Annotated in this window: 10 protein-coding genes; 6 read left to right on the forward strand and 4 right to left on the reverse strand. The window is 37.8% G+C overall.

Going from position 1 to position 16,226, the window contains the following annotated elements:
* The 4 genes from ABVT42_RS07965 to ABVT42_RS07980 form a co-directional block, all read right to left on the reverse strand.
* The coding region (locus ABVT42_RS07965) for a hypothetical protein (protein WP_367023621.1) at positions 1 to 348 on the reverse strand (348 nt) is incomplete at its 3' end.
* A gap of 13 nt (positions 349 to 361) precedes the next feature.
* Positions 362 to 505: a hypothetical protein gene (locus ABVT42_RS07970; protein ID WP_367023623.1), complete on the reverse strand. Its 144-nt coding sequence runs from the start codon at positions 503 to 505 to the stop codon at positions 362 to 364.
* 386 nt (positions 506 to 891) lie between these two features.
* A complete protein-coding gene (gene hppD / locus ABVT42_RS07975) occupies positions 892 to 1,935 on the reverse strand; it encodes a 4-hydroxyphenylpyruvate dioxygenase (RefSeq protein ID WP_353874206.1) in 1,044 nt (347 codons plus the stop codon).
* Positions 1,936 to 1,950: 15 nt separating this feature from the next.
* Entirely contained in the window at positions 1,951 to 3,111 is a 1,161-nt protein-coding gene (locus ABVT42_RS07980; protein WP_353874207.1) for a homogentisate 1,2-dioxygenase, read from the reverse strand.
* 1,263 nt (positions 3,112 to 4,374) lie between these two features.
* Between ABVT42_RS07980 and scoE the strand changes: the two genes are divergently transcribed.
* From scoE to ABVT42_RS08010, 6 genes are all read left to right on the forward strand, one after another.
* Positions 4,375 to 5,289, forward strand: a complete 915-nt coding sequence (gene scoE, locus ABVT42_RS07985; protein WP_353874208.1) for a (3R)-3-[(carboxymethyl)amino]fatty acid oxygenase/decarboxylase — start codon at positions 4,375 to 4,377, stop codon at positions 5,287 to 5,289.
* Positions 5,290 to 5,340: 51 nt separating this feature from the next.
* Entirely contained in the window at positions 5,341 to 5,874 is a 534-nt protein-coding gene (locus tag ABVT42_RS07990; protein ID WP_353874209.1) for an FcoT family thioesterase, read from the forward strand.
* A 13-nt stretch (positions 5,875 to 5,887) separates the two neighbouring features.
* Positions 5,888 to 6,265 carry an acyl carrier protein gene (locus ABVT42_RS07995; protein ID WP_353874210.1) on the forward strand — a complete coding sequence of 126 codons (378 nt, stop codon included), beginning with the start codon at positions 5,888 to 5,890 and terminating at the stop codon, positions 6,263 to 6,265.
* A gap of 377 nt (positions 6,266 to 6,642) precedes the next feature.
* On the forward strand, positions 6,643 to 13,224 hold the full coding sequence (locus ABVT42_RS08000) for an SDR family NAD(P)-dependent oxidoreductase (RefSeq protein WP_353874211.1): 6,582 nt from the start codon (positions 6,643 to 6,645) through the stop codon (positions 13,222 to 13,224).
* A gap of 141 nt (positions 13,225 to 13,365) precedes the next feature.
* Positions 13,366 to 14,580, forward strand: coding sequence for a cupin-like domain-containing protein (locus ABVT42_RS08005; RefSeq protein ID WP_353874212.1), 1,215 nt, complete (start codon positions 13,366 to 13,368; stop codon positions 14,578 to 14,580).
* A 171-nt stretch (positions 14,581 to 14,751) separates the two neighbouring features.
* Complete coding sequence (locus ABVT42_RS08010) at positions 14,752 to 16,218, forward strand: beta-ketoacyl [acyl carrier protein] synthase domain-containing protein (protein WP_353874213.1); 1,467 nt, start codon at positions 14,752 to 14,754, stop codon at positions 16,216 to 16,218.
* Positions 16,219 to 16,226 lie beyond the last annotated feature (8 nt).

A 16,226-nucleotide genomic window follows, 5' to 3' on the forward strand; every position in this document is an offset into this window, starting at 1 on the left:
TGGATTATTCTCATTTAATTCAGGCATTGCCAACAGCAAGGGTATCGGTGTTTTAATGTGTGCAATCACCGGTTCGGCAGCAAGCAACTGTAAATTATAAACCGCCAATTTAATAATTCGCTCATACTGAGCTGAAAAATATAAACCTTCGTCAATTTCAATTTGGATTTGTTCAAATAATTGAGAGGGAACCAAAGCTAGTTTGGCGGGCTCTCCCTGACTATTAGAAAACTCACTTTCAGCGTAGGCACAAATACCCGCTTTAAAAGAAAAATAATTCATTCGACTACTATCACCAATGGCGGTAATCAAATTGGTGGCTGCGATGTAAACTGGGGGATATTGCACGTTAAACTCCTTTTTAAAAAGTACTTTGGTTTCCGTTATATTGTTCGAGCTTGTCTTGTTCGGTTATGTCTTGTTCGGTTATGTCTTGTTCGGTTATGTCTTGTTCGGTTATGTCTTGTTGGTGTTCTGCTTTGTGTGCAGTACAACACTCTTTCACTTTTTAGTTAGCTTATGTAGCTTATTGCCTAAAAACACATTAGACCAGCCAATTAATTAAAAAGCAGTGAAACAAATCACAAAAATAGCTGGCTATTAAAGTTATGCTAGCTATTATCATATTATATCGACTTTAGCTCACCTCTCTTATCTGAATCTCTTAAAGCTCAATAGTTAAAACAACTCAATTGAGATTTTAAGTGTATTGCTTTCATCAAATTCATTAAGCTAAGCAAACAACCAAAACTATTTAGACAAAGCAGAAGACTAAACTAAATATAGTCTTTTAAAAAAGACTTATGAAGCCGGTGCAGTTTCATTTCATATAAAAAAGGCGCATAAAACTATGCGCCTGAAGTAAACTACGGTTCAGTGTGTTGTAGATAATTAAATAACACCACGCCTTTCTTGGTCACGTTCAATTGAATCAAACAGTGCCTGAAAATTACCTTCACCAAAACCGTTATCACCTTCACGCTGAATTAACTCAATAAAAATTGGGCCAAATAAATTTTTAGTGAAAATTTGCAATAAATAAGTATTATCCGCTTGACTATCCACTAAAATTTGATGTTCCTGAATACGTTTTTTATCTTCTTTGACAAAAGGTACTCGCTGAAAAACATTTTGGTAGTAATCATCACCAATATCGAGCGTATCAATTTTATTAGCATCCAGTAAATCACACGACTTAACCAAATCATCCGTTAAAAAAGCTAAATGTTGAACGCCTGGGCCATTATAAACATCCAAATATTCATCAATCTGATTGTTATTATCATCCTTACCTTCATTAATTGGAATGCAAAAATTACCACATGGGCTTTGCAGTGCATAAGATAATAAAGCGGTTTTGCTACCTTTAATATCGAAGTAACGTACTTCAGTAAATCCAAAAACCTCTGTGTAAAAATTTGCCCAAGTTTCCATTGTACCTTTATAAACATTGTTAGTAAGATGATCGATTCTTAAAAAACCTTTATCTTCAACAATAATCGGCTCAGGTAAATCTGCAAACTCAGTATCCCAAATAGCATTACCTGGCTGATAGCGATCGATAAAATAAATCAAACTGTCGCCAATACCATAAATGGCTGGATAAGGTAGATCTTTTGCTACATCATCAGCAGGTTTTGCGCCGCGTTTTACGGCTGTTTCAAAAGCATAGTCGGCATCTTTCACTCGCCATCCCATTGATGCAATCGCAGGCCCATGCGACTTTACAAAGTCTGCTGTAAAACCTTTTTTCTCATTGTTAAGCAAAAAGTGAATATCATTTTGTTTGTAATAAACAATATCTTTACCTTTAAACTTTTTCAATTTTGAAAAGCCGAACTCAAGAAACACATCATGCATAAAACCACTATCTGGTGATGCAAACTCGGTAAAGTCGATACCTGTCAGCCCCAATGGATTATTATTTGCTGTCATCTTTCCCCCCTTAACTTACTTTTCTAACCAGCTTTGGTTATAGTCTTTAACCATGCAATTTCTAAAATTATCCGTTAACTTTAGTGGAACAAAAGTATCCACCATAACGGCATATTCAAATGTATCTTCAACACCAATTGACTCTTCAGTTTTACCGGGCTGAGGACCATGAGGAATACCTTTTGGATGTAAAGTAATAGAGCCGGGTTCTATATCGGTACGACTCATAAAGTTACCATGTACATAGTAAAGTACTTCATCACTGTCGATATTGGTGTGATAGTAAGGTGCTGGGATTGCTTCTTTATGGAAATCATAAAGTCTTGGAACAAAATTACATACCACAAAATTATTCGCCGTAAATACCAAGTGATCAGAAGGTGGTAAATGAATTTGTCCAACTTTGGGGGCAAACTCTTTCATGTTAAATGCCCAAGGATAGCAAGCACCGTCCCATCCAACCAAATCATAAGGATGCCACTGCAAAACTGAAACCTGATATTGAGCGCCATATTTAATCACCAGCTCAAACTCACCTTCTTCAACTTTTGCATCTTGTAGAATAGGCGTACGAATATCTCTCTCACAGTAAGGTGCCGATTCAGTCAGTTGACCGGTCGGAATACGATAATGTGCAGGAATCGTCACCATTGTCGCTGACTCAATAACCATCAACTTATTGTCGCTATAGTCATCAAATTTAAGTTGATAGGTCGTACCTTTAGGAATAACCAGATAGTCATATTCTTCAAAACGAATATTGCCGTATTCAGAGGTCAGCTCACCACTTCCTTGATGAACAAATACAATTTCATCGGCATAAGCGTTTCGATAAAACTGTGATGTATCTTCTGTAACTTTTGCCGTATAAATTGCAACATCATCATTAAACAAGTGCATTTTGCGTGATTCAAAAAAGTTACCTTCGCTGTTACATTGTGAAGTGTGCACTTTATAATTTTGTAGTAAAGAATCTCTCCATTGTTCGCCATGAAATATCTGATGAGGTTTCACTTCACTAACTTTACATGGCATATTGTGATGATATTTATTTGAATAAATATTTGAGAATCCATGCGTCGAAAATAACTCTTCGCGATATAGCTCTCCATTTTCTTTTTCAAATTTAATGTGTCTTTTGTGTGGGATTTTTCCCTGACGAATATAAAATGGCATAACTTTTCTCCTCAATAAGTGATTTCAATTTGAGGAATATGCTACTCACAAAAATTATCATTCGATTGATCTAAATCAATACAATTTCCAAATCAAAGTGGGAAATACCGATACAGATCATCTGTTAAAACGATTATTTAACATGAAACTATATAGATTTATTAGATTTTAATTCGAGCAAATTGAACATAAGGTTTTGTAATTTAAAATATTTTTGTTAGCCCTAACTAAATACCAAACTCTAGTTCATCATAACCAATTCCTTGTCGTCGAATGAGTGTACCAGTGTATGATTTCTAGATTTTTCAAAATGCCTATAGCTAGCCTAACCGATGATATGCTCTAAAATTCAAACTATAGACTTCAACCCAAGCGATTATCTTGTTCAAATAAATTGAAGCCAAATAATTGCAAAAATTAGTGAACACAAATATTAAATTTAAACAATTGCTAAAACAAATAAGCGCTCCCAAAAATATTTTTCTTATAATCAATACTCAACCTGTTCACTTAAAAACCATTAAGCAACCAACCACTGTTCAAAAAATCATAATTAAATAAGCACACGAGAAATGTGTGTCCATATAAAAGCCTTCATAATCAGTAAAAACATTTAACGAGACTTCTGAATATGAAAAAAGTTAAAAGATATTTAGTTAGCGTAATAGCTTGTGACTTTACTTACTATTTATTTTACTTATTTTCGCTGCACCTCGGTCCAGTAATTAATAAAATAATCAAACTACAGCTTACTTCTGAATAAATTGATCAAAATAAATTCACATAACACCATCTTTAATTATGCAACACTACGTAGTGACCACAAACTGGTCAGCATTCAATTTTTATTAATTATTTTTTCAAAATCTCCAACTTCAATACCGTTAACTAATTCTCATCGAAAAAAATATTACAAGCCAAGACTCTTTAATTTTAAAATCTTGGTATGCAATCTTAGACCAAGAAAAACAAGCCAATAAAAACATTTTAAAATATATCTCTTTTTTTAGATTTATAACTAGCTATTCAAAAACGTTTGATTTTTTTTAAACAGTTTCGTAAAAAAATAATTAATAAGCTTGTCACAAATCAATGAGAGCATCTTTGTTGCTTACAAAAGAAACGAACAATTTTTTATTTTCTTACTTTTTTTATTTGCTCACTGACGCACAGAAAATAAATTTAATTCACCTATATTGGCAGTTGCTTTATCTGCTTAAAAAAATTTAATCACACAAACAAAGATTCAACTGGAGGCTTTCAGTGAAATATGAAATTACAAATGGGACTATCAATCAAGTTATCGTTGATGATTTTGATCCAGAAAAAGTAACAGATGCTGAGCTAAAAAAATTAAAAGAACTTATATATAAAAACAAAATTGCTGTGTTAAAAAATCAATTCTTAACACCTGAGCAATATATAAATTTATCAAAGCGCTTGGGTACGCCTGAAGAATATTATCAACCAATGTATCACCACCCAGAAGTTAAAGAAATATTTGTTTCATCAAATATTCCTAAAAATGGTGAGCAATTTGGTGTACCTAAAACCGGCAAATTCTGGCACGCAGATTATGCGTTTATGCCAAAACCTTTTGCGTTTACTCTGATTTACCCACAAGTTATTCCGCAACAAAACAGAGGTACATTCTTTATCGACATGGGAAAGGCTTACAACAATTTATCCGATGAGCTAAAAGCAAAAGCAGAATCATTAATTTGTCGTCATAGTGTTCGTCGTTATTTTAAAATAAGACCAACTGATATTTATAAACCTATTAGCGAAGTGCTAAAAGAAATTGAACAAGAAACACCCGAAGTTCAACATTCTTGTGTGTTTACTCACCCTATTACACAAGAAAAAACCCTTTATATTTCTGAAGGATTTAGCGAAGGGTTAATCGATAAAAACGGTAAATCACTTGACCAAGGTGAACTAGACGAATTACTTGAAGCTACTGGTCAAAAGGATAAAGCTTATAAAAATCCAGCTATCCATTTACAAACCTTTGAAAAAGGCGATATTCTAATTTGGGATAATCGTAGTCTTGTTCATTGCGCACTACATACTTCAGCACCAGAACCCGCGGAGTCATTCAGAATCACACTACATGATGAATTTGATTTTTACGAAGGTGTTAACGACTTTAACCAACAAATCGCTGCGGTTGCCTAAATAAACCGCAATTACTTTAAACTTGAATATTAAATACTCGGAAAATTGAACATGATAGTTTCAGAAAGTTTACGTGAACAAATCAAATTTAACGATGATCCAGATTTAATGGCAAAAGTTCTCACTCCATATAAAGATCATTGTCAATATTTAAAAATTGCTACCGTCACTTCGGAAGGTAATCGTGAAAATGAAGAATATCTAGCTTCATCAGCTATGTTTCAGATCCCGGAGTCTTGCTATATCGACGATACGGGACATTTTAATTCGGTCGAATTTAACATTTGCTATAACCAGTTGATGTATTACACCATTGCTAAATCAATTGCAGAAAATGCCTCGCCGATGTTTGCCGACTGGACAATGGAAAAATACTGGCAAAAACAACTACCTGACATTTTAATTATCAACTTCAAAAGTAATTTTAAACGACCAATCAATGCTTCACGATTTAGTGGCGAAATGGAGTTTATTAAAACCACATTCAAGAAAAATATTCAATTTGTTAACACAATTATTCGTTATTGGGACGACAATAATGGCTATTGTGAAGGTGCAGTTGATCTAGCTATCGTTAATATGTAAAGGAAGTAAATCTATGTCTTCAGGTGTATTAGATACCATTCAAAACAAGCCGCAATCTGATCGTAAAGAAGAAATTCAGCGATATTTATCGAGTGAATTTAAGAAGTCGCTTTTTATGCAAGAAAATGAAGAAATCCCCTTACATACCAGTGTATTTGATTTAGGCCTTAATTCACTCGGTGCAGAAGCATTAAAGCAAACATTTGAATCAACGCTTAACTGTCAGATTGATACGGTTGACTTTTTCAATCATCCAACTATTGCTCATTTAACAGAGCGCTTATATAACGAACTATTTAATACGCCTGGGTCATCATCGCAGCTCAATCAGGTGCAAGACGAAACGCGAGAAACGGTTAGTGCCATGTTAAATTCGATGTATCAATATTAGAGACATCATTTAGCAGATAATTTCATAAAGCTATTTTTTCCTTGGTCGTTTATTTAATTTTTAATAAACGACTGAGGTGTTATTAACGTACACAGGTTTAATAACAGCGCCATTTTAGTACTTTTTACCGCGCTAGCTTTTAATTAGCGCAGCAAGATTAAACACAAAATTCAGATAAGCAATTATCAAGTTAAGCAAATTATATTGTTGTTCAAAATGAATCACTTTTATTGATGATAAGTGCTTAAACTAAATGCCATTTAAGGCTAAAAAACCAATTTAATTGACTGAACCATAAATACATAGCAAAGCGTCATATCCTATTATATTTGGTTCGGTTATCTAAAAAATCTGTTAATAACAGGAGATTCCACGCGATGGAAACTATTGACAATTCAACTATTAGTGCCGAAAAACAGCAATTGAATGCACTATTAATGGAAAAATATGAACCTATCGCAATTATCGGTATAGGTTTGAGACTTCCCGGCAATAACTTAACCAGCGATGACTTTGTACAGTTTTTAAAAAATAAAGGTGATGGAATTGTCGATATACCTGTCGATCGCTGGAACAATAAAGAGTTTTATCAAAATTCACCAGAGAGAGGCAAAATAAAAACCAATAAAGGTGGTTACTTAAATAACATCACCGATTTTGATGCCAAATTTTTTAACATTTCGCCCAAAGAAGCCCACTATATTGATCCTCAACAGCGTATTGTTCTAGAGTCATCCTGGGAAGCATTAGAAAATGCCAACGTCAATATTGAGGCTCTCAAAGGCAGTGATGGTGGCGTTTTTATGGGGGTCAGTTCAATTGATTATTCACTTGAAGTTGTTAGCTTGCCTAATGATGAATTGGCAGCACCAATCGGTACAGGTACATCACACAGCGCAGTTGCCGGTCGTATTTCTTACTTTTTAGGTTGGAAAGGCCCAAGTGTGAGTGTAGATACGGCTTGTTCTTCTTCATTAGTCGCACTGCATCAGGCGACGCAGGCGTTACGCCGTAAAGAGTGCAGTATTGCTTTGTGTGGTGGCGTAAATGTGATTCATCATCCACGTAATTTAATGATATTTTCCGACGCCAATATGCTTTCTGCCGATGGAAGATGTAAAACTTTCGATGATACAGCCGATGGTTATGGTCGCAGTGAAGGTTGCAGTGTTGTTGTCTTAAAACGTTTATCCGATGCTATGCAAGATGGTGACCATATTTATGCAACCGTGCGCGGCTCAGCCGTTAATCAAGATGGCGAAAGTGGTGGACTAACCGTTCCCAATGGAATTGCCCAAGAATTTACCATGCGCAATGCATTGAAAGATGCAGCATTATTTCCAGAGGACATCGACTTTGTTGAGGCCCATGGCACAGGCACCAGTCTGGGCGACCCAATCGAAGTCAATGCAATCAATAATGTCTTTAAACAATCTCATAGTAAACAAAATCCACTGTATATTAGTTCGGTAAAAGGCAACATAGGCCATACCGAAGCAGCCGCCGGTATTGTTGGTGTAGTTAAAGCTGCGTTGCAATTAAATCATGCAGAAATTTACTCACACATATCGATGCATACACCATCAACGCACATACCCTGGCAACAATATATTGTTGAAGTGCCACTTGAATCGAAACCCATGCAACCTAAAGTTAACCGCGGTCTGGTTAATTCCTTTGGTTTTGCCGGCACATTATCATCAATTGTTTTAGAACAAGCCCCTAAAAAACGCGTTGATAATAACAATCAATCTGCAGCGGATAATAAACAAACCACTCAATATCCAACACCAATAATTTGTGTTAGTGCTAAGAGTAAAGCAGCGTTAAGCAATCAACTAAGCCGACTCAAAAACTATATGGAAAATAACCCTACAATTGATTTGTCTGCTTTGGCCCACGCAACAAATCAACGAACGCATTTTAATCAGCGTTTAAGTTATCCAGTCAATGTTGATGCATTACAATCTCCAGAAAAAAATACTGAAGTGTTAAACTGGCTCTCAAAGCAAATTGAAAAGTTAGCTGAAGGTAAATTTCAAGAGTCAAGTTCACCCAAAGTCGCTTTATTATTTACAGGGCAAGGTTCCCAATATACAGGGATGGGCGCCGAGCTTTATCTGGTTTCACCAATCTTTCGTGCTGCGATTGATTTGTGTGATCGCATGTTTACCCCTTATTTACAGACATCAATCAAAGCAATTATGTTTGGCGAAGATGGCGAAGCAGCACAAAAAATTAACCAAACCTTGTTCACCCAAACCAGCTTATTTACCTTTGAATATGCAATGTCTCGCTATTGGTTTAGTTTAGGTATTCAACCAAGTTGCGTCATTGGTCATAGTATTGGCGAGATTGTTGCCGCCTGTGTTGCCGGAATGCTCAGTCTGGAAAACGCAATTAAACTGGTCGCCAATCGAGCGATGCTAATGCAGTCAGTCAAAGCACAAGGAGGAATGCTCGCAGTAAAAGCCACCGAAAGCCAACTACAAAACTATTTAAGTGACTTTCCTGCCCTTGGCTTTGCAGCCATAAATAGTCCGCAACAATGTGTTATTTCGGGTGAAATTACCCAGCTTGAATCATTACAATCCGCATTGGAATCCCAAAGTATCAGTTGTAAGAAGCTCGAAGTTTCACACGCATTCCATTCACAACAAATGGAAGTTGTTTACGATGAGTTTTATCAAGCAATTAAAGATATTCCCTTTAGAGAAGCAGAGATTACACTCATCTCAAATTTAACAGGTGATGCGGTTACCTATGAACAAGTTGCCGATCCAAATTATTGGGTAAGACATATTGGCGAAGCCGTTCGTTTTGCTGATGGAATCAAGGCGATAGAAGCGCGTGGTAAGCATTTATGTATTGAGGTAGGTCCAAGTGCCGCACTAAGCAGATTGGGGCGACAAACTGTAGAAGGATTTTACTGGGTTGCCAGCACCAATCAAGGGAGTGAAAATCGAATCACTATTGCCAAGGCGGTTGCAGACTGTTATCAGGCAGGACTGAATATTGACTGGCAAGGCTACCATCATGGGTTAACTTACCCAACGATTAATCTCCCTTACTACGCTTTTAATAAGCAACCTTACTGGTTAAATATCAATCCAACAACTCGATTTAGAAACCAGCAACAAACAAGTCAGCTCCATCCATTACTTGGCGAAAAAATTGTGGCCCCAGATATTGCCACACCGCTTCAAATGACCACAACATCGACATCAAGTAATTCGTTAATCACTTTTAAGAGCAAAATTTCTTCACAGCAACCAGCCTATTTATTTGATCATCAGGTTTTTGGTCAGGTAGTTTTTCCTGGTGCTGGATTTGTCGAAACACTCATTGCTGTTGAACAAGAATTATTTGGTGAAAACGGTGGAGATATCACACAAGTTCAAATTCATGAACCACTTTATTTAACTGAATCACTTATCGAATATACCACGACTTGTCAGGCTCAGGTTGACGGTGGCTACCAGGTAACCATTCATTCACAACTATTAGATGAGGCAGCAAGTAATACAACCATTGCCTCTCAGAATGATCAAGTCAACCACAACGAGCAGCGCGACTCCATTCGTCGTCTGCATATTACCGCGACGTTATATCCATGTGAGGAGCAAGAACCTCATCAAGTAAAAATCAATAGAGGTGATGAACTGGTTGAATACTCGCAAATAAAACAGCAGAACAATACCCTAAACTCAATTAATGCCGATGACATCTATCCTGAATTTGAAAGTATTGGTCTTAATTATGGCGACGAATTTCAGCGAATTATCGATATTCAAACTGATAAAAATGAAATTGCGATAGCCCAATTAGGTTACAGTAAAAATAATGCAACCTATCAAATCAATGAGTTTATTACACCAACCCTGCTCGACTGCACCATGCAAACGATTACCACTGTGGTTAAAGGCAACAAAACCTATCTACCGGTTGCATTTGATAAAGTAAGCTTTTTTAAAAAGCCCCGCGGCCTATTAACCAGTTACTTAAAGATTACCGAATTCAATGAACATCAAGTCAAAGCTGATTTTGTTATTCGTGACCAGCAACGAACCGTTGCTTGTGTGAGAGGTTTTACTTTGCAACCTGTCTCACATGTAAATACTGCAACAAGCGCTCGTCGTTTTTTGCATACTGTCAACTGGAAAAAGCGCTCTTTATTTTCACAAAGTGAGCAAACAGAAATTCCAGCGGTTATCGCTATTAACGCACCACAAGCAATCAATCAGACAGTTTTGGCGAATACTCAAAGTAAATGGCAACTAATTACCAGTGAAACAATAGCACACCATATTACGCCAACGACACCCCCATCAACTATTCTCTTTTTCTGGCAGTCTGCTAATACACTTGAAGAAAACTATCGGGCATTGCTATCTACGATTCAATACTTGCAGCAAGACTCACTTAACAAGTTGCAATTTAGATTTTGGACCGTGACACAATCAGCACAGTTATTACCTGAAGACATTCAAGCAATTAAGGCAAACCATACAAGCAACGACAAAGCAAATTCGAATAAGTTAGATAGCCTTCATGCTGCCTCAGTATGGGGTTTTGTACATACGCTAATTAATGAATATCCTCGCTGGCAAGGTAAAGTGATCGATATGCCTGCAGAAGAGACAACTGACAACTTCATCACGCAAATTGACAACGAAATTATTTTGCAAAAAACTAATAATGATATGTTTGTCGCCTATCGACAGGGACAACGCTTTATTAAAAAAATCCAAGAGGTACTTGTCGTTAAAAATATCGACGAGAAAAATTTTGAATTACAAATTACAGAATATGGATTATTCGAAAACATTAAGCCCATTGAAGTACCACTAGAAGCTCCGCAACCGGGCGAAGTTCAAATCGAAATTCGTTCAGCCGGTTTAAACTTTAAAGATGTATTAAATGCTCTCGGTCTCTTAAAAAAATACGCAGACGAACATCAAATTGAATATACGCCACTACCGCTGGGATTTGAAGGTTCGGCAGTTGTTGTTCAATGCGGAGCAAATACCACTTTTCAGGTTGGCGATGAAGTGATGTTAAGCCAGTTAGGCTGTTTTAAAAAACGCCTCAATATTTCGCAGGACTATGTTGTCAAAAAGCCTGCGCGACTAACTCATGCACAAGCAGCGGGCATTCCAACGGCTTACATTACCGCTTATTACTCACTGCATACCCTCGCTAACATCAAAGCTGGTGATAAAGTGTTGATTCACAGCGCAGCAGGCGGTGTTGGACAAGCGGCAGTACAAATTGCTAAAGCTGCAGGTGCCATTATTTATGCAACAGCCAGTCCACGTAAATGGCCATTTTTACAAAGCCAGGGTATTGAGCACATTTTCAGTTCACGCGATCTCAACTTTAAACAAAAAATACTTGAACTCACCAATAACGAAGGCGTTGATATTGTATTAAATAGTCTTAATAAAGACTTTATTCCCGCGGGACTCGATGCACTCGGCAATGGCGGTCGTTTTGTTGAAATCGGCAAGCTTGACATCTGGAGTAATGATCAAGTCAAAGCTTATCATGATAACATTGATTATTTTAATTTCGATTTAAGTGAACTGCCCGAACAAGAACTCAATCAATTAAACAAAGATATTCTTAATCAGGTTGCACAACAAATTGAAGCCGGTAATTATCAACCCTTACCCGTTAATGAATTTGCGTTGGATGAAGTCCAAGAAGCATTTGCCATACTTAGCCGCGGCGCCAACACCGGAAAACTGGTGATTAATCTGACCCAACAGGCACCAGAGGCAACAGATATTACAATCAATGCCAATGCATACTACATCATTACTGGTGGGTTTGGTGCACTTGGTCAGTCACTCGCCAGTAAACTGATAGAGCGCGGCGCACAGCATATTGTATTGTGTGGCAGAAACCTACCTCAAGAATCACAACTCTCGCAACTACGTCAAAACTGGCCGCAACACGTGACACTTTATCCGGTCAAAACTGACATTTCCGATGCCGATTCAGTCAATAATTTATTTAATCTACTAGCGAATGATACTCGACCAATTGGTGGCGTTTTCCATACAGCCGGTGTATTAGCTGATGCGCCAATTAAAGGCCAAACACTGACTTCAATTGAAACTGTGTTTGCCCCTAAAATTACTGGAACTGATTTATTACTGGCCGCACTTAACAAATATCAAAGTGATGCATTTTTTGTCGGCTTCTCTTCAATTGCGGCCATGCTTGGTTCAATGAGCCAGGCTAACTATGCCGCCGCCAACGCCTACATCGACTACCGACTCGCGGTAGAAAATGCTACAGGACAAAGACGATGTTTAAGTATTAATTGGGGTCCTTGGGCAGAAATCGGGATGGCCGCTGAGTTAACCGAAGCACAAATCAAAGGCATCGAAGAAAAAGGTATTTTTATGCTAAAACCGAAGGATGGTTTACGTTTATTAATGCGCAGTTTATCTAGCCAGTTTGCACAACTGGCCATTTGTGAATTTGATTGGGATTTACAAACCGCTAGCAGCAATGAAGTTAATAGTTATTTTAGTGACTTATCATTTGGTGGTGGCAGCCAAAAGAAAACCACGATTAATCTTGACGAACTGACAACTGCCAACAGTGCTGAACGCCACGATAAAATTTTAGAATTTGTGCGTGCCAGTATTGCTGGGGTATTGCATTTTGAAGATATTGAAGATGTTAGCAGAGATGCAAAAATTGCAGATCTCGGACTCGACTCATTAGTTGCCGTTGAATTAAAGAATACCCTTGAAGCTAACTTAAGAGTGCCTTTGATGACTTCATTAATTTTTGACTATCCCACAATTCCATTATTGGTTGAACATCTGCTCAATGAGTTATGGTCCGATAAAAAACCAGTAGAAAAAAATAGTGACATCGATACGGTTACCCAGCTATCAGATGATGAACTCGACAAAGAACTCGCATCCCTGATGGAATAGTCGTTTTAACAAAAATCGATCTGCCAATCCGCATTATCTTGGCAGATCGTCAGGCAAATCAAATATTCAATTAATAAAAACTGAAGACAAAAAGTATGACTTACTTACCCATCAATCATTCTCACACCGAGGAGAGGTACAATGGAAACAATGTCTGTCGATAGAAAAAATTATTTTGATCATATCGCTAAAAATTTTTACCAACAAAGTCTCAGTGTAAAAATCCCTTTTCGTTATCGCTTTAATTATTGGCTTTATTATGTTTTGTTAGCACGTAAAGGCACACCGGTTCACTCAACAACGCAAGATGCACTCTATGCTGATGGCCGATTAAAGCGGGGTTACGAAAAATATCTTGCCAAGATCAACCAGTGGATATGCCAAAATTATCCCGAAACAGAGCATCATATCCAAATTCCAACATTTAACGCCGATGAAATAAAAGAATCCGAAGTGCCCTATTTAATGAACTTACGTATTCCTTTTGTGCTCAAAGGGGGGACTCGCGATTTAAAAATGATGGACTGGGATCTGGATTATTTTGAACAAAACTTTGGTGACTGTGATATTCCCATTAACACCGCCCCAGATAAACCCGCACAAAATAAGTTCGAAAAAACTAAAGCATCAAACTACTATGACTTTCGCCCGGGTAAAGTCAAAGAAGTCATTGACTCAATTAAACAAGGCGGCAACTTGCGTTCAGTTGCCGTAGAAGATGTTATGCACCAGCAAGATGGTCGATTAATTAGCGACCTAAATATTCCTAAATTTGAACGCATGAGCGGTTGGATTGATTACCAACATGACAAACTAAAATCGCGCTTTAGAGTGGGCCATATTTTGTCAAAACAATTATTTTTACAGCCCAGTTATGCCTACACAGTATGGCATCTCGAACCGGGTGACAATTTCTTTTTACTCAATTCAGGTCACAAAACCTGGACTATGGCACATCCTTATTACAGCGCGGCATTTTTTCCAAGAGTGAAGAAAACTACCACTTATCATGGAAGCAGTATTGATGTGCGCGAGGACAATGAAGCACAGCGGCAACGTGGTTACGATGCTTATACCCGAATTCCTAAATTACAGTTTGATGTAGAACCAGGAGATATCGTCAGACTACCCAATTACTGGTGGCATACGGTAGAAACCCATGCTGAACAATATGCCATTGCAGTTACTTTAAGGGCTTCGTGTATGCCAAACACAACATCCATTGCTTATTTAATATTACGTATGCTCGATGAAGATTATCATCAGTTAGTTAAACGTATACAGCAAGGTGGCCGGGTTACCGATGAAGATGTTGATTTAAAAATATTTTCAGATTTAGATCAGTCAAAAAATTAAATTGAGAAAATTGTTTAAGAAGCAAATAAACTTAAATTTAGCAATAAAAAATACAATTAACCATTACGATGTTAACGCAGTTATCAATAGTGGTTAATTTTTTTATTATCTCCCAAAAAGCAAGTTGCATATTGTTTGTTACCACACATTTAAAAACAGAAGTAAAATTTTATGCGAGAATATATAGAACAAATACAACAGATGTCCCATAAACAACTCGTTTTATTACTAGCGAAAAAAAAGCAAGAAGAAACCGCTCCCCTGCCAATTGTTGGCTATGGATTTCGTTTTCCAGGCAACATTAATAACATCGAAAAACTGTGGCAGAGCATGACCGATAAAGCCATTCATATTATAGACTACCCCGAAGGACCACCGGGCACTCAAGCAAGGCCACGCTGGAATCCCCAAAGCTATGGCAACCAGTTGACACTGCGGCACGGCGCATATCTCGAGTCGTTAGATGCGCTTTATCAAATGGACAATATGCAAACCGACGAAGCCACCTATCTCGATCCGCAGCAACGTCTGCTAATGCAATGTTGTCACGAAGCAATGGCCAGCGCAGGACTCCCACTCGATGCTTTAGCCAATAAAAAAGTCGGTATTTTTATTGGCATTAGTACCGCAGAATTTTTTCATGCCAGTTTACATAACCAACTAACTGCCGCTCAACTCTCACCTTATATGGGTACGGGTATTGCACTCAGTGCGACGGCAGGCAGACTGGCTATGATGCTGGGTAGTCAAGGGCCAACTCTAGCCATTGATACCGCCTGTTCGTCGGGACTAAGTGCACTGCATACCGCAAAAAACAGTTTACGCCGCGGCGAGTGTGATTGGGCATTAGTTGGGGTTAGTCATTTATTACTTTCCCCGTTTACTTCACTGGCTTTTGAACAAGCCGGGATGCTCTCCCCTGACGGACAGTCACGCCCCTTTGATATGGCTGCTAACGGTCATGTCAGAGGCGAAGGCGTTGGTGTCATATTACTTACTAAAAAATCCATTGCAGAGAATGAAAAACTAAACATCAAAGCCTGGGTGAAAGGCAGTGCTATTCATCAGCAAGGTAATCGCCCGGCTATGTCAGCTTCAACCGGAAAAAGCCAGCAACACATTTTGTGTGAGGCACTAGAAGATGCCGGTTTAACAACTAACGACATTGACTATATTGAAGCACATGCGGTTGGCAACAAATTAGGCGCACAAATTGAAATAGAAAGTCTTCGTGCTGTTTATGATAGCAACAAATATGATAGTAAAAAAAATATTTATGTGGGTTCTGCTAAAGCCAACTGGGGGCACCTTGAAACGGCATCAGGCTTGTTGAGTGTAATGAAAACTATCGCACTCATGCAACATCGAGAAATTCCGCCACAAACTGCCATCGAGCAATTGGATGAGTGTATTGACCAACCGCAAAGTCATATTCAAGTTAACTTACAACCCGTCTCGCTAAGCCATCAATTACCAATTCGATGCGGGATCAGTAGTTTTGGTTTTACCGGAACAAACGCGCACGTCATACTGGAATCAAATAGCGCAGCTAATATTGATGATAGAAATTCAAGTAGCCAATCATCAACAACTATACCAACTACCCATTTATGGCCCACTAATAATGTCTGGAAATAGGATATACC

Origin of the sequence: Aliikangiella maris, from assembly GCF_040719265.1 — a bacterium.
Lineage (GTDB): Bacteria > Pseudomonadota > Gammaproteobacteria > Enterobacterales > Kangiellaceae > Aliikangiella > Aliikangiella maris.